The 15101-nt window shown below is 50.6% G+C and carries 15 protein-coding genes and 1 tRNA gene; 14 read left to right on the top strand and 2 right to left on the bottom strand.

Annotated features, from left to right (window positions below; translation table 11 throughout):
- The first annotated feature begins 28 nt into the window (after positions 1-28).
- The 12 genes from hisF (at position 29) to AC0YN0_RS18020 (ending at position 11472) form a co-directional block, all read left to right on the top strand.
- Complete coding sequence (hisF, locus tag AC0YN0_RS18075; protein ID WP_475822487.1) at positions 29-787, top strand: imidazole glycerol phosphate synthase subunit HisF; 759 nt, start codon at positions 29-31, stop codon at positions 785-787.
- Positions 784-1476 (top strand): bifunctional phosphoribosyl-AMP cyclohydrolase/phosphoribosyl-ATP diphosphatase HisIE, encoded by a 693-nt coding sequence (gene hisIE, locus AC0YN0_RS18070; protein ID WP_475822486.1) that lies wholly within the window; start codon positions 784-786, stop codon positions 1474-1476. Before hisF ends, hisIE begins: the two co-directional genes overlap by 4 nt.
- Before the next feature lie 60 nt (positions 1477-1536).
- Positions 1537-2343, top strand: a complete 807-nt coding sequence (hisJ, locus tag AC0YN0_RS18065; RefSeq protein ID WP_475822485.1) for a histidinol-phosphatase HisJ — start codon at positions 1537-1539, stop codon at positions 2341-2343.
- A 119-nt stretch (positions 2344-2462) separates the two neighbouring features.
- Positions 2463-3413, top strand: a complete 951-nt coding sequence (locus AC0YN0_RS18060) for a ribose-phosphate diphosphokinase (protein ID WP_337104370.1) — start codon at positions 2463-2465, stop codon at positions 3411-3413.
- Between the two features lie 168 nt (positions 3414-3581).
- On the top strand, positions 3582-5327 hold the full coding sequence (locus AC0YN0_RS18055) for a tetratricopeptide repeat protein (RefSeq protein WP_475822484.1): 1746 nt from the start codon (positions 3582-3584) through the stop codon (positions 5325-5327).
- A gap of 63 nt (positions 5328-5390) precedes the next feature.
- A complete protein-coding gene (trxB, locus tag AC0YN0_RS18050; RefSeq protein ID WP_337104368.1) occupies positions 5391-6338 on the top strand; it encodes a thioredoxin-disulfide reductase in 948 nt (315 codons plus the stop codon).
- A gap of 585 nt (positions 6339-6923) precedes the next feature.
- Positions 6924-7874, top strand: coding sequence for an ROK family glucokinase (locus AC0YN0_RS18045; protein ID WP_475822483.1), 951 nt, complete (start codon positions 6924-6926; stop codon positions 7872-7874).
- A gap of 92 nt (positions 7875-7966) precedes the next feature.
- Positions 7967-8092 (top strand): hypothetical protein, encoded by a 126-nt coding sequence (locus AC0YN0_RS18040; RefSeq protein WP_475822482.1) that lies wholly within the window; start codon positions 7967-7969, stop codon positions 8090-8092.
- 93 nt (positions 8093-8185) lie between these two features.
- Positions 8186-9073 carry an RNase adapter RapZ gene (rapZ, locus tag AC0YN0_RS18035; protein WP_337103546.1) on the top strand — a complete coding sequence of 296 codons (888 nt, stop codon included), beginning with the start codon at positions 8186-8188 and terminating at the stop codon, positions 9071-9073.
- Positions 9074-9085: 12 nt separating this feature from the next.
- Positions 9086-10072: a gluconeogenesis factor YvcK family protein gene (locus AC0YN0_RS18030; RefSeq protein WP_442051566.1), complete on the top strand. Its 987-nt coding sequence runs from the start codon at positions 9086-9088 to the stop codon at positions 10070-10072.
- Positions 10073-10078: 6 nt separating this feature from the next.
- Positions 10079-11008, top strand: a complete 930-nt coding sequence (gene whiA / locus AC0YN0_RS18025) for a DNA-binding protein WhiA (protein WP_442051567.1) — start codon at positions 10079-10081, stop codon at positions 11006-11008.
- A 194-nt stretch (positions 11009-11202) separates the two neighbouring features.
- Positions 11203-11472 carry an HPr family phosphocarrier protein gene (locus AC0YN0_RS18020; protein WP_028609180.1) on the top strand — a complete coding sequence of 90 codons (270 nt, stop codon included), beginning with the start codon at positions 11203-11205 and terminating at the stop codon, positions 11470-11472.
- Between the two features lie 224 nt (positions 11473-11696).
- On the opposite strand, the gene clpP is transcribed toward AC0YN0_RS18020, so the two are convergent.
- A complete protein-coding gene (clpP, locus tag AC0YN0_RS18015; protein ID WP_337103554.1) occupies positions 11697-12281 on the bottom strand; it encodes an ATP-dependent Clp endopeptidase proteolytic subunit ClpP in 585 nt (194 codons plus the stop codon).
- A gap of 278 nt (positions 12282-12559) precedes the next feature.
- Positions 12560-12634: transfer RNA gene (locus AC0YN0_RS18010), tRNA-Arg, on the bottom strand.
- A gap of 234 nt (positions 12635-12868) precedes the next feature.
- Here AC0YN0_RS18010 and AC0YN0_RS18005 point away from each other — a divergent pair.
- Positions 12869-13906 (top strand): sugar-binding transcriptional regulator, encoded by a 1038-nt coding sequence (locus AC0YN0_RS18005; protein WP_475822481.1) that lies wholly within the window; start codon positions 12869-12871, stop codon positions 13904-13906.
- Between the two features lie 101 nt (positions 13907-14007).
- A complete protein-coding gene (gap, locus tag AC0YN0_RS18000; protein ID WP_307207893.1) occupies positions 14008-15012 on the top strand; it encodes a type I glyceraldehyde-3-phosphate dehydrogenase in 1005 nt (334 codons plus the stop codon).
- Positions 15013-15101 lie beyond the last annotated feature (89 nt).

The following is a 15101-nucleotide window of genomic DNA, read 5'->3' as shown; positions in this document are numbered from 1 at the left end:
GGCCTGGGCATATAAAGGAGAGGGCAACATGCTGGCGAAACGAATCATTCCGTGTCTCGACGTGAAGGACGGCCGGGTCGTAAAGGGCGTCAACTTCGTCAATCTGCGCGATGCGGGCGATCCGGTCGAGCTTGCGGCTACTTATGACCGCGAGGGTGCAGACGAGCTTGTATTTCTAGATATATCGGCGTCCGTCGAAGGGCGCGCGACGATGATTGAGGTCGTGAAGCGGACGGCTGGCGAGATTACAATTCCGTTCACGGTAGGCGGCGGCATTTCGCATGTAGACGATATGAAGCGGCTGCTGCGCGCGGGAGCGGACAAGATCGGCATTAATACGGCAGCGGTGAAGAATAAGGCGCTCGTATCGGAAGGCGCGCGCAAGTTCGGCTCGCAATGTATCGTCGTAGCTATCGACGCGAAGTTCAATCCGGAATGGGGCGAATGGGAAGTGTACACGCATGGCGGCCGTCAGACGACGGGCATTCGCGCGCTGGAATGGGCACGCGAAGTCGAGCGTCTCGGCGCGGGGGAAATACTGCTGACAAGTATGGACGCGGACGGAACGAAGGACGGCTTCGACGTGAAGCTGACTCAGGCCGTATCGGATTCGCTTGGCATTCCGGTTATTGCCTCCGGCGGAGCGGGCAAGGTGGAACACTTCAATGAAGTGTTCCAGCGGGCACATGCGGATGCGGCTCTAGCGGCGACAATTTTCCATTATAAAGAAATGACGATTCGCGAGGTTAAGGACGATTTGCGTCTGAAGGGAGTAGAGGTTCGATGACGGTTAACGATTACAACGAGCTGCTTACACAAATCAAATGGGATGCGGCGGGACTGATTCCGGCTGTCGTTCAAGACGCACAGAGCAAGGAAGTGCTCATGCTTGCGTATATGAACGAGGAATCCCTTAAGCTGTCGATAGAATCCGGCGTTACCTGGTATTGGAGCCGCTCGCGCAGCGAGCTTTGGAACAAGGGAGCGACTAGCGGACATACGCAGCGCATCGTCTCGATGTCCTACGACTGCGACGGCGATACGCTGCTGCTTCGCGTGGAGCAGCAAGGTCCGGCTTGCCATACAGGCCGATACAGCTGCTTCTATAATGCGATCGAGGTGCAAGGTGCATCAACTCCAGCCGCTGAACCGACAGAACAAGCAGTTGAGCGCTTCGCCATGCTCGGTCATCTGGAGAGCGTCATCGCGCAGCGAGATGCAGAGCGTCCGGACGGCGCTTATACGACGTACCTGTTCGAGAAGGGCGTTGATAAGATTCTGAAGAAGATCGGTGAAGAAGCTTCAGAAGTCATTATCGCGGCAAAAAATCAAGACAACGACGAGCTGCGCAGTGAAGCGAGCGATTTGATCTTCCATCTGATGGTGCTGCTGCGCGAGCGCAAGCTGCCGCTTGACGACGTCATGCGCGAGCTAAGCGGCCGCGTAGGCAAGCCAACTACGAACAAAATGAGATAGTCCACAGGCTGTCGAATTTCCGAAACGCCCCATTTTACAAAACGAAAGGCCGGAATGCTCATGTTTATCGATTATCATACCCATCATGCCCGCTGCGGCCACGCGGTTGGCGACCTTGAAGAGTACGTGAAGAAGGGCATCGAGATCGGACTTGCGCAGATCGGCCTTTCCGACCATATGCCGCTGCTGCATGTTGACCCCGCAACTTACTTGCCGGAGATGGCGATGCCGATGGAGGAGCTTCCGCGTTATGTCGAGGAATGTCTCGCTCTGAAGGAGAAGTACAAGGGACAGATCGACGTTCGCGTCGGTCTGGAAGGCGATTATATCGAAGGCTGCGAGGAGCAGATCGAAGCGATCGTTAAGGCTTACCCATGGGATTACGTCATCGGCTCCGTTCATTTTCTAGGTGAGTGGGACATTACCGACTTCCGTCAGACGGCGGGCTGGGAAGGGAAAAACAAGCTTGCGGTGTACGAGCAATATTACGATGCGGTTATCAAAGCGGCAGCAACGGGCTTCTACGACTACATCGGCCATATCGACGTCATCAAGCGGTTCGGCTTCAAGCCGGATGAAGATGTGACTCATTTGGAAAATGCAGCGCTTGAAGCTGTCAAGAAGCACGGTCTTGCGATTGAGCTCAATGCATCGGGTCTGCGGACGCCGGCGAAGGAGATGTTCCCAAGCCGCCGTATGCTCGAATATGCCTACGAACTAGGGATCCCTCTGACGATCGGTTCTGATGCGCACCAGCCTGAGAGACTGGGTCAATATTTGGAAGAAGCACGCGCTGTGCTTAAGGAAGTTGGCTATACGCAGCTAGCGACATTTAATTGTCGAAAAATATTGCTGATTGATTTTTGAATTATCGTAAATTCGATGTATAATAGGATTGAATAAGACAAGATTTGTCGAATAATATTCGACAAGCGACAGTACTTGATAAGTAAAATTTATTGGTTTAAGACGCTCAGGAGGGTATCATGGTAAGCGACAAGGTGCGTATATTTTCGGGTTCGTCCAATCCGGTATTGGCTCAAAAAATCAGTGCAGAGCTAGGTCTATCGCTCGGTGCAATTAAGATGTCTCGTTTCAAAAGCGGGGAGATCTACGTTCACTACGAGGAAACGATTCGTAACTGCGACGTATTTCTCGTTCAATCGTTCTCTCATCCGATCAACGAGCATTTTGTAGAATTGCTCGTGATGATCGATGCGGCGAAGCGCGCTTCGGCGAGAACGGTCAACATCATCATGCCTTACTACGGCTATGCTCGTCAGGAACGCAAGGCAGCTCCGCGGGAGCCGATCTCGGCGAAAATGTTGGCCGACGTGCTTACGACAGTTGGCGCGAACCGCGTCATTACGATCGATTTGCATGCTCCGGCGATTCAAGGGTTCTTCAACATTCCGGTTGACCACATGACGGCGCTTGACTTGATCAGCGATTACCTGAAAGCCAAAAACATCAAGAATCCGGTCGTCGTATCGCCGGATGCAGGACGTGCTTCGACGGCGGAGAAGCTGGCTAACTACTTGGACACTTCGTTTGCGATCATGATCAAGAAGCGTCCTGCGCACAACGAATCCTCCATTACGCACGTTATCGGCGACGTAGAAGGTCAAACCCCGATTATTATCGAGGACTTGATCGATACCGGCACGACGATCGTAAATGTGGTGGAGAGTCTTAAGGAGCGCGGCGCGGAAGACGTGTACGTATGTGCGACGCATCCGTTGTTCTCCGGTACTGCTATTGAGCGTTTGGATCATCCATCTATAAAAGAAGTTATCGTAACCGACTCGATTCTATTGCCGGAATCGACGCCGGAACGCTTCAAGGTGCTGTCTGTAGCTCCGCTGCTTGCGGAAGCGACACGGATCATCTTGGAAGGCGGCTCGATCAGCACGTTGTTCAAGAACAACGGCGTCTAATATTCGGCTGGCCTTGCCAATATGCCCAAAAGAATAGGTTTACCGCGAAAAAATCGCGGACGGCTCGTATGCCGTCCGCGATTTTTTCCCACATATTCTTTCGTGTTAGGATAGGCAGCGCTATGGTATAATCTTAGAAAATCGGAAGTAACGGGAGGTGCCTTGCTAGTGAAAGAGAAGAGACTTGTGGCTGTCGATACGCAAACGAAGGTAATACCGATTCAATGGGACGCTACGTTTTTCTTTGAACGGGCTGTTCGTTCGCTGGATCGATTCCATTACGACAAGGCCCTCAAATATTTTCGGCGCGCCGTTGAATACGAACCTGACAATCCTGTAAACCATTGCAATATGGCCGGCATCCTATCGGAGATGGGCAACTATGAGGAATCGAATCGGATCTTAAACATGATTATGGATGAGCTTGATCCGACGATGACGGAATGCTATTTCTACATGGCGAACAATTACGCGAATATGGAACAGTACGAGGCTGCCGAAGGCGCCCTCATTCAATATTTGGAGGAAGACCCCGACGGACAGTTTCTCGATGAAGCGGAAGACATGATGGATCTGCTTCACTATGAGCTGGAGCGCCCGACCCAATTGAAAAACATTAAGTCGCGCGAGGGCATGATTGAACACGATCAAGCGCGGACGCTGCTGGAGGAAGGCAAGTTTACCGAGGCAGTCCGTATCTTAGAACAAATTACGCAGCAGCAGCCTGATTTTCTTGCAGCGAGAAACAATTTGGCGCTCGCTTATTATTACATGGGCATGTTCGATAAGGCGATGGAGACGATTCAAGAGGTGTTAGACCTTGAAGCGGGCAATTTGCATGCGCTTTGCAACCTTGCGATCTTCTACCAGCATGAGGGCGACGAGACCAATCTGCGCCCGCTCGTCGATCTGCTGATTAAGACGGCGCCTTTTCATCAAGAGCATGCGTTTAAACTCGCTACAACTATGGGTATCTTAGGAGAGCATGGCTCTGCGTACCGTCACTTCTCGAGGCTGATTAAGGACGCTGAGCTGCATCAGGATCCATGCTTGTACCATTACGCGGCTGTAGCGTCCTGCAACATCGGAAGGCTGCAGGAGGCTGAACGGCTTTGGAAGCAAGCGATCAAGCTTGACCCGATGTCAGGCATTCCGCAATATTATATGGAGCAGCTGGAGCATATTCGCAGCGGCAAGCAAACGGGGCATGTGAGCTATCATTACCACTTGCCGTTCGAAGAGCAATTCAAGCTATGGGAAAAGTCGTCGGACGGCATTCCCGATCATCTGAAGCGCGACCCGCTCGTACGTTCCTCGTTCTTCTGGGCGTTGCGCCATGGGGATCAGCATACGAAGCTGCAAGTTATTCAGGCGCTTGGCATGATCGCCGACAGCGAGGTCAAGGACGTATTGCGCGCATTCCTGCTGGAGCATGAAGAGGACGATTACTTAAAGCGAATCGCCATATTCGTACTTCGAACAATCGGCGTTCAAGAGCCGCTTCATGTGGTGCTTGAGGGCAAGGACACGGTTATCGAGCCGAACCGGGTGCCTTCGCGTTTGCCGGTATGGGAAGAGAAGTGGCAAGCCGTTGTCGATTTGGCGATGAGTCTCATGAACAAGCATTACGATCTCGTTCAGCAGCATGACCTAATGACTTTATGGGTGGAGTTTTTATCCCGTACGTACCCGGATGTACCGAAGCTGACGAAGCCGGAGGGCTGGGCGGCAGCGCTCGAATATTTAACGGCCAAGATGCATCGCCGCGCGATCTCCTACCATGAGGTGTCGATACGTTACGGTACTTCCATCGCTACGGTGAGCAAGAACGTGAAGACGATCGACGCCGTATGCGGCATCAAAGAAAAGATGAAGTCGATAAGCTCGGTATTTTCCTCGTCTACGGATGTGTAGCCTGTAGGCTGCGCTTGCGTGTTTGAAGGGAACTGAGGCAAAACTATAGATGAGGTGATTCACATGTACAAATCGATTATTATCGGTACCGGCCCTGCCGGTCTGACAGCAGCTATTTACTTGGCGCGCGCCAATATGGAGCCCCTAATTATCGAAGGACCTGAGCCTGGCGGTCAATTGACGACGACGACGGAAGTCGAGAACTTCCCTGGTTTCCCTGAGGGTATTATGGGACCTGAGCTTATGGAAAATATGCGCAAGCAAGCGGAGCGCTTCGGCGCTAAGTTTATTACGGGCTGGGTGAACAGCGTCGATATGTCCGAGCGTCCGTTCAAGCTGCAAGTGGAAGGCCACGGCGAGCTTGTCGGTGAGAGCGTGATTATCTCGACAGGCGCTTCGGCCAAGTACCTTGGCATTCCAGGCGAGAAAGACAACGTCGGACGCGGCGTGAGCACTTGCGCGACATGCGACGGCTTCTTCTTCCGCGGCAAAAAGATTATCGTGGTCGGCGGCGGCGACTCCGCAATGGAGGAAGCGAACTTCCTTACTCGCTTCGCGTCCAACGTTGAGTTGGTTAACCGCCGCGATGAGCTTCGCGCTTCGAAGATCATGCAGGACCGCGCTCGCGAGAACGAGAAAATCAGCTGGAGCTTGAACCGCACGCCGGTTGAAGTCGTAGCTGGCGGCATGGGCGTTACAGGCCTTAAAGTTCGCGATAACGTGACAGGTGAAGAGGATGTTATTGAGACTGACGGCATCTTTATCGCAATCGGCCATACGCCGAACACGAAGTTCCTGAACGGTCAGATCGACACCGACGAGCATGGTTACATTAAAGTGAAGCCGGGCAGCTCCGAGACGAACATCCCAGGCGTATTCGCATGCGGCGACGTGCAGGACAGCAAGTACCGTCAAGCGATTACAGCAGCGGGAAGCGGCTGTATGGCGGCGCTTGACTGCGAACGTTTCCTAGAAGGCAACGTTACGCATGACTGGAGCAAATCCGTTTAAGCTGTACGGTGGCTGCGCGATCGTTATCGGCATCTAAGGGAGAATACAGGCTGTACCGGCTAAGCGCGACGACGATGCTTGGCCTGGTATAGCTTTTTTGTATGAAGCTTGTTTATTGGATGTCTGCAGTAACTTTTGAGTTAATTGGTTCTATTCGTGTTCTATATTGGATATTTGCATTATAGCCTGCCTAATAGGTGAAGAAATGCCTTTTAATCGCGAAAGTTAGTGCAGAGATCCAACATAGCTGCGAGCAAAGGCCAAAAAGCTATTTGTATCCTGCAAATATCCAATATAGCCCACGGAAGGGCTAGGAGACTTCACCTATGAGCGTTAATTATGAGGGAAATTTCATTTATTGAGGTCTTCCAGCTGGGTAATTGCATTCCGTGGAGGATTCTCACCGATTATGTGGGTCGTTCCTTGAGAATAGCCGTATCTTCTTCTTAATAAAAGTTTCTTAATCGCACTCGATAGAAGGCTGAACAGCTTGTTTTACCAGCATTCTACATTGTTGACGACAGCATGAACAACGCTTATAGTGGGTACAGAGAAGTTTAACATTATTGATGAGGTGGACTAGTGATGTCTGAGAAGATTTACGTTGGCGTCGATGTCGGCGGTACTGCAATTAAAGTAGGAATTTGTAATGCGGAGGGACAGCTGCTCCAAACGTACGAAGGGCCGACTGAGACAAGTAAAGGAACGGACACTATCCTTCATAATATCGCGACATACGCGCGCGCAATTGTTGACGAATCGTCTTATGAATGGGAGCAAGTAGACGGCGTAGGCGTAGGCATCGCTGGTTTCCTTGATATTCCTAACGGTATTATTAAATTCGCTCCTAACTTAAAAATCGAGAATGTCGATTTGAAGTCTTTTTTGGAGAAAGAACTGAACAAAACAATTAAAGTTAATAACGACGCGAACGTTGCCGCGCTTGGCGAAGCATGGGGCGGGGCAGGCAAAGGCATCGACCAATGCGTATGTTATACGCTTGGCACGGGCGTTGGCGGCGGCATTATTATAAATGGTAAAATCGTAGAAGGCTTCGCTGGCATGGCGGGCGAGCTTGGTCATATGGCAATCGTTCCTGATCTTGAAGCGATTCAATGCGGCTGCGGCAAGATGGGCTGCCTCGAGACCGTTTCCTCCGCAACGGGTATCATCCGTATGGCGAAGGATGCCGTAGAGCGCGGCGACCGCACATCGTTGTCGCTGGTAGAAGAGATTATGGCGAAGGACGTTATCGATGCTGCCAAAGCAGGCGACGAAGTTGCATCCCGCATCGTAAGCCGTGCTGCTTACTATTTGGGCAAGTCAATGGCGATGATGGCTATTATTCTTAATCCGCAATACTTTATTATTGGCGGCGGCGTATCGAAAGCAGGCGACTTCCTGTTCGATCAAATCCGTGAAGTATTCGAGAAGTACACGCAAGACCAAGCGAAGGAAAATGTGAAGATCGTTGCAGCTACGCTCGGCAACAATGCTGGCGTTGTTGGCGCTGCTGGACTTATTCTCAGAGGCTAGTCATACCATTTAGATACAACAAGAGCTGCGCCGCCCACGGGCGGCTACAGCCCGTTATTCAGATTGCTTTAAATGATAAGAGTAAATAATTTTTGATTCTTATTTATTGGCTTATCATTCACCGCGAAACGAGCTTAGCCGATCATATGCTCGGCAAGCCGTTTACGCTTTGCGAAGTAGGTTTTGCTAACGAAGTAGGTTTGCTTCGCAAACCTTAGCTTATGCTTACGAAGTAGGTTTGCTTCGCAAACCTTAGCTTATGCTTACGAAGTAGGTTTTGCGGTAGCAAAACCTTTTAGGAGGTTGTACTCATGGAGACGGCAGTTACAGTTGCGAAGCTTGTCATTATTACAGGAATGTCCGGCGCGGGCAAAACGATTGCTGTACAGAGCCTCGAGGATCTTGGCTTCTTCTGCGTCGACAACCTGCCGCCTGTGCTCATTCCGAAGTTCGCCGAGCTGATTGATCAATCGAACGGCAAGATCGGCAAGGTAGCGCTCGTGATCGATCTGAGGGGGCGCGAGTTTTTCGACGCTTTGGCCGAATCGCTGGCATTCATTAAAGATCAATTCACGATTGATTGCGAGATTCTATTCCTGGATGCGACCGATGAGGTGCTTGTTCAGCGCTACAAGGAGAGCCGCCGCCGCCATCCGCTTGCGCCGGAAGGCATGCCGCTGGAAGGTATTCGGAACGAACGCCGAATGCTGGAGGATCTGAAGGGCTCGGCCTCGCAGGTGATCGATACGACGATATTGAAACCAGGCCAGTTGAAGGAACGTATTATTACGCGGTTTACGAATTTGGAACAGAATAGTCTCTCCGTGAACGTAACCTCCTTTGGCTTCAAGTATGGCATTCCTATCGATGCCGACCTCATCTACGACGTTCGTTTCCTTCCGAATCCGCATTATATTGAGCATCTGCGTCCGAATACGGGGCAAAATCCGGATGTATACGAATACGTGATGAAGTGGCCGGAAACACAACAATTTCTAACGAAGCTGCTCGACATGCTGCAATTCCTTATTCCGCTCTATCGCAAGGAAGGGAAAAGCCAGGTAGTCATCGGAATCGGCTGTACGGGCGGCAAACATCGCTCTGTCGCGATTGCCGAATATTTGGGACGCATGCTCGGCAGCAGCGATACGGAACGCATTCGTGTCAGCCATCGCGATGCCGATCGTGACAAGCATTGACGGGGTGAGACGATGCAAAGCAGGCATAAAATTATTAGACGCCCGAAAATCGTCGTGATCGGCGGCGGTACGGGGCTCTCTGTCATGCTGCGAGGCTTGAAAGAGAAACCGCTAGATATTACGGCGATCGTGACGGTTGCCGACGACGGAGGAAGCTCCGGCATTTTGCGCAACGAGCTCCAAATCCCTCCGCCGGGCGACATACGCAACGTGCTTATGGCGCTTGCCGATGCGGAACCGCTGCTCACTGAGGTGCTGCAGTATCGGTTCAATAGCGGGACAGGGCTAGTCGGGCACAGCCTAGGCAATCTGATGCTTGCGGCGATGACGGACATATCGGGCGATTTTGTATCGGGTGTGCGTGAGCTTAGCCGAGTCCTTGCTGTTCGCGGTCAGGTGCTTCCCGCCGCCAATCAAGCGATCGTGCTCAAGGCCGAGATGGCAGACGGCTCGATCGTAACGGGGGAATCGATGATCCCTAAGGCGGGTCAGGCGATTAGGCGTGTATTCATTGAGCCAAGCGACGTGGAGGCGCTGCCTGAGGCAGTCGAAGCGATCGAGCAGGCTGACGCCATCCTGGTCGGTCCGGGCAGTTTGTATACGAGTATTATTCCGAATCTGCTCGTGCCGAAGCTGGCTGAAGCGATCGTTAATTCAACGGCTGTTAAGCTGTTTGTCTGTAATGTGATGACGCAGCCAGGGGAGACGGACGATTATTCCGTCAGCGACCATTTGGAAGCAGTCCATAAGCATATTGGACATCATCTGTTCGATTATGTCATTGTGAATGACGGAGAGATTCCGCCGCAGATCGAAAGCAAGTATGCCGAGATGGGTGCTAAAGCGGTACATCTCGACTTGGACGAGGTAACGAGACGCGGCTATCAGGTTATAGCGGACCGTCTTGTGCTGTTCCGAACTTTTTTGAGGCATGATGCCGAACGTTTAAGCCATCATATATATAAACTGGTAGAGAACTGGATGCTTAGAAAGAGGTGATAATCGATGTCTTTTGCGGCACAAACAAAAAAAGAGCTGACCCTTATTGAAGCCGATAGCTGCTGTGAGCGTGCAGAGTTGTCTGCGCTATTACGGATGAACGGCTCTGTCAGCGTATCCAGCCGCAAGGTTGTCCTCGACATCTCGACTGAAAATGCGGCCATCGCCAGAAGAATCTATTCCTTGCTTAAGAAGCATTACGACATGCATGTTGAGCTGCTCGTGCGTAAGAAAATGCGCTTGAAGAAAAATAATGTGTATATCGTTCGGATTCCTTCGGGAGTACAGGAAATACTAAGCGAACTCGGAATCGTGTCAGAGGGTTTCATGTTCTCTAACGGCATCGATAAGGAGATTATTCGTAAGCCATGCTGCAAGCGGTCTTATCTGCGCGGCGCTTTCCTGGCCGGAGGCTCGGTCAACAATCCCGAGGGTTCTTCGTATCATTTGGAAATAGCGTCGATGTACGAGGAGCATTGCGATGCGCTTGTGGAGCTTGCCAATAAGTTCGATCTGAATGCCAGATGTATTGAGCGGAAGAAAGGCTTCATTCTATACATTAAGGAAGGCGAGAAAATCATCGAGCTTCTCAACATCGTCGGCGCCCACCAGGCATTGTTCAAATTCGAGGACGTACGAATTATGCGCGACATGCGCAATTCCGTCAATCGGATCGTCAATTGCGAGACGGCGAATCTGAATAAGACAATTGGAGCGGCCGTACGCCAGATCGATAATATTAAGCTGCTGCAGAAGGAAGTCGGCCTGGACAGTCTTCCTGAGAAGCTGAAAGAAGTAGCCGAGATCAGGCTGCAGCATCCCGATATGAATCTGACCGAGGTCGGCGAAATGCTAAGAGGCAAGGTAAGTAAGTCGGGCGTTAACCATCGATTGCGCAAAATCGACGAACTTGCGGAAAAAATACGAGGTAGTTAGCTTTTCACCTAGTGCAACCGCTGGTATAATGTTATAATAATGCAAAATGAACTTATCACCAAAGATAAGAAGTATAAGTCTAAATCTTATACAAGCTTATATTTCTGCGCTAGACGTCACCGGGTCCGCACAGCTGTTGCTGGCCGGGTCGTTTGACGCTTATGAATGAGTATAATATAGGGGGTATGGTTTCCATGACAAGGCTTCCGGTTGTCGTTCGTCTGAAGACGGGGCTTCATGCAAGACCTGCAGCGTTATTCGTACAAGAAGCGAACAAATTTTCCTCCGAGGTATTTGTAGAGAAAGACGACAAAAAAGTTAATGCGAAATCGATCATGGGCATTATGAGTCTAGCGATCAGCTCCGGCACTGAAGTATCCATAAGTGCAGAAGGTTCGGATGCGGAACAGGCTGTAAACGCTTTAGTCGCTCTTGTTAGCAAAGAGGAACTTGAGAATCAATAATTCATTGGTTACCGATGAAAAAAGCCTCACTCGATCAGTGGATCGGTGTAGGCTTTTTTGCGTTTCAGCGAGGTTATCTACAAGTTATTAGACCAATTGTGGATAACTGTGTATAGAATGTGAATAATACTGTGGATAAAATGAATTGTTGCTACGCTTTGTGGATAGCGAATAAGAAAAAAGGCGATACGAGGGCAAAAACCCTTGTATCGCCTTTTTACTACTTATCCAATTTTCTCGATTACTTTGTCAACAAGGCCGTATTCCTTCGCTTCCGCTGCGCTCATGAAGTAGTCGCGATCCGTATCTTGCTCGATACGGCTAAGCGGTTGACCGCTGCGCTCTGCAAGAATGCCATTGAGATGGTCGCGCATCTTGATGATGCGGCGCGCGCGAATCTCGATGTCGCTCGCTTGTCCTTCTGCGCCGCCTAGCGGCTGGTGAATCATGACTTCGCTGTTCGGAAGCGCGTAACGCTTGCCTTTCGCGCCTGCCGTCAGCAGGAACGCGCCCATCGAAGCGGCCATACCGACACAGATGGTCGATACGTCTGGCTTAATGTATTGCATCGTATCATAGATCGCCATACCGGCTGTAATGGAGCCGCCCGGGCTGTTAATGTAAAGAGAAATGTCCTTCTCGGGATCATCCGCCGCAAGGAACAGCATTTGCGCAATGATGGAATTAGCCACCACGTCGTTTACACCCGATCCAAGAAAAATAATGCGATCCTTCAACAAGCGAGAGTAAATATCATACGCACGCTCTCCGCGATTGCTTTGCTCAATAACCATAGGAACGAAATTCATATCCAACGTAAGCCCCCTCCTTCAAACTGAACGAAATGGTTAAATCGTATTTTCATAATAACGGATGGAAACTCAAAAGTCAAAGATAGTCAGACAAATTATCTGACAAATGATTGGACAAGCAAAAAATGGCCGCTGTATCGGGCTTTGTCGGAAGTGGGACATCGGATGAATGAGACTAAGCGGAGATAAGTGCTAATTAAAAAAGGCCATTCCGAAACAACATTCGGGATGGCCTTAATAGGTATGCGTTATGTAGTTGCTTTAGAAAAGGTGAGTGGCGCGCCCGCTAGGAATCGAACCTAGATCTCAGGCTCCGGAGGCCTACGTCATATCCATTGGACCACGGGCGCAAAAAACAGTAGCAAGGGTGATTATATGATAATAGCGATTAGAAAGCAAGCGGCTTCCGTAAATTAAATTTGTGAAAATCGTGACAGTAATCGCTTTCATTCGATTTCATGCTCTTGCGGCGAGCGGCAATTTCCGATAATATAGGAGGTGGGACTACAAATGTTATAGAGGGACGTTTCGCGTCCCGGTCAATGGAGCTATAGTCTCATATAACGGGTGGAGTGAAGGATAAGATGCGTCAGATCATTGAACTGCAGCAGCAGCTTGTGCCTGATCTTCTAGATGTAATGAGAAAGAGGTATTCGATTCTGCACCAGGTCATGCTGACAGAGCTTATCGGACGCCGCACGCTTGCTACGGCGTTATCGCTTACGGAGCGCGTGCTGCGAACGGAGATTGAGTTTCTGAAGGCGCAAGGCTTGCTCGATGTTCATTCGAGCGGCATTCGAATTACGGATGCAGGCAGAGAGCTTCTGGAGCAGCTGGAACCGGTCTATAAGACGATGTTCGGTCTATCGGAGCTTGAAGATCGAATCCGCACTCGCTTTGGCTTGTCGCAAGTTGTTGTTGTAGCCGGGGATTCCGAGAGCTCGGCGCAGACGAAGCGAGAGCTTGGCCGTGCAAGCGCACAGGTGCTTCGCAAGGTCATGCAGCCCAATGATGTCGTCGCTGTAACAGGCGGAACAACGATTGCCCAAGTTGCGAATCATTTATCAACCTCTACCGCGCTCAAGACCAATTGGTTCGTGCCTGCAAGGGGCGGACTTGGCGAGAGCCTCGACTATCAGGCGAATACGATTGCTTCGACGATGGCGAAGCGCACAGGCGCGCAATACCGCTTGCTTCATGTCCCGGATCATTTGGGCGAGGAAGCATTCTCATCGATCATGCAAGAGCCTAACATTCGTGAGATTGTCGATGTCATTCGAAGCGCCAGAATCGTCGTTCACGGGATCGGGGATGCGATGGTAATGGCTAGACGCAGACGGCTGGAGCCGGACGTCGTGAATGCGATGGCTGCAGAAGGCGCGCTGGCGGAGTCGTTCGGGTTTTATTTTGACCGAAATGGCGATGTGGTGCACAAAATGCAGACGGTAGGATTACGGCTCGAGGATATTGTAAAGACTGAAGTTGTTATAGGTGTCGCAGGAGGCAAGAGTAAAGGCGAAGCGATCGCAGCCGTCATGCGGTTCGGTCATAACGATGTGCTGGTGACGGACGAAGTAGCCGCGCTAGAGATCGTAGCTATAATCGAGCAAGAAGGACATTAAAGAAGTGGTCATGACGTTATTGCCGAACAGGGCAACCTGCTGCAGGCGAAACGTCTTGAAATAAATTGCCTTATCCCAAAAATGCTTAGGAGGAATTAACAATGGTTAAAGTAGGTATTAATGGTTTTGGACGTATCGGCCGTAACGTATTCCGCGCAGCACTGAACAACCCTGATGTACAAATCGTAGCGGTAAACGATCTTACAGACACGAACACGCTGGCTCACCTTCTTAAATATGACACGACTCACGGCACTCTTGACGCAACAGTAGAAGCTAAAGAAGGCGCTTTGATCGTAAACGGCGTTGAAATCAAAGTATTCGCTGAGCGCAACCCGGCTGACCTTCCTTGGGCTTCCGTAGGCGCTGAAATCGTAGTTGAATCGACTGGTATCTTCACAGCTAAAGAAAAAGCTGAGCTTCACCTTCAAGGCGGCGCTAAAAAAGTTATCATCTCCGCTCCAGCTACTAACGAAGACATCACAGTTGTTATGGGCGTTAACGAAGATAAATACGATGCTTCCGCACACACTATTATCTCCAACGCTTCTTGCACAACGAACTGTCTTGCTCCATTCGCAAAAGTATTGAACGACAAATTCGGTATCGTTAAAGGTATGATGACTACTATTCACTCGTACACGAACGACCAATCCGTACTTGACGTTCCACACAAAGACCTGCGCCGCGCTCGCGCTGCTGCAGAAAACATCATTCCTTCGTCGACTGGCGCTGCAAAAGCTGTTTCCCTTGTATTGCCTGAGCTTAAAGGCAAATTGAACGGTATGGCTATGCGCGTACCTACACCTAACGTTTCGGTAACTGACCTTGTTGCTGAACTGAAAGTTAACGTTACGGTTGAAGAAGTTAACGCAGCACTTAAAGATGCTTCCGAAGGCGCTTTGAAAGGCATCTTGAACTACAACGAATTGCCGCTTGTATCGAGCGACTACAATAGCGACCCTGCTTCCTCCACAATCGACGGTCTGTCGACAATGGTTGTTGAAGGCAACATGGTTAAAGTTATTTCCTGGTACGACAACGAGTGGGGCTACTCGAACCGCGTAGTTGATCTTGCTGCTTATATCGCAAGCAAAGGTCTGTAAGGAAAGAAGGCGAACGGGCCGAGGCTCCCTGCACTGCTGGGCGCTTCGGCTCTTAAGTTCGCGCCCTTTTGGGGACTTGGACCTTAAGG

The organism is Paenibacillus sp. J22P218, from assembly GCF_056269195.1.
The sequence above is the reverse complement of the archived record's forward strand: the minus strand, read 5'-3'. Positions and strand labels throughout refer to the sequence as shown.

Bases quoted from the DNA above. Each gene is read 5' to 3' on its own strand.
- hisF (WP_475822487.1), top strand. From the start codon at position 29: ATGCTGGCGAAACGAATCATTCCGTGTCTCGACGTGAAGGACGGCCGG.
- hisIE (WP_475822486.1), top strand. From the start codon at position 784: ATGACGGTTAACGATTACAACGAGCTGCTTACACAAATCAAATGGGAT.
- hisJ (WP_475822485.1), top strand. From the start codon at position 1,537: ATGTTTATCGATTATCATACCCATCATGCCCGCTGCGGCCACGCGGTT.
- AC0YN0_RS18060 (WP_337104370.1), top strand. From the start codon at position 2,463: ATGGTAAGCGACAAGGTGCGTATATTTTCGGGTTCGTCCAATCCGGTA.
- trxB (WP_337104368.1), top strand. From the start codon at position 5,391: ATGTACAAATCGATTATTATCGGTACCGGCCCTGCCGGTCTGACAGCA.
- AC0YN0_RS18045 (WP_475822483.1), top strand. From the start codon at position 6,924: ATGTCTGAGAAGATTTACGTTGGCGTCGATGTCGGCGGTACTGCAATT.
- rapZ (WP_337103546.1), top strand. From the start codon at position 8,186: ATGGAGACGGCAGTTACAGTTGCGAAGCTTGTCATTATTACAGGAATG.
- AC0YN0_RS18030 (WP_442051566.1), top strand. From the start codon at position 9,086: ATGCAAAGCAGGCATAAAATTATTAGACGCCCGAAAATCGTCGTGATC.
- whiA (WP_442051567.1), top strand. From the start codon at position 10,079: ATGTCTTTTGCGGCACAAACAAAAAAAGAGCTGACCCTTATTGAAGCC.
- AC0YN0_RS18020 (WP_028609180.1), top strand. From the start codon at position 11,203: ATGACAAGGCTTCCGGTTGTCGTTCGTCTGAAGACGGGGCTTCATGCA.
- clpP (WP_337103554.1), bottom strand. From the start codon at position 12,281: ATGAATTTCGTTCCTATGGTTATTGAGCAAAGCAATCGCGGAGAGCGT.
- AC0YN0_RS18005 (WP_475822481.1), top strand. From the start codon at position 12,869: ATGCGTCAGATCATTGAACTGCAGCAGCAGCTTGTGCCTGATCTTCTA.
- gap (WP_307207893.1), top strand. From the start codon at position 14,008: ATGGTTAAAGTAGGTATTAATGGTTTTGGACGTATCGGCCGTAACGTA.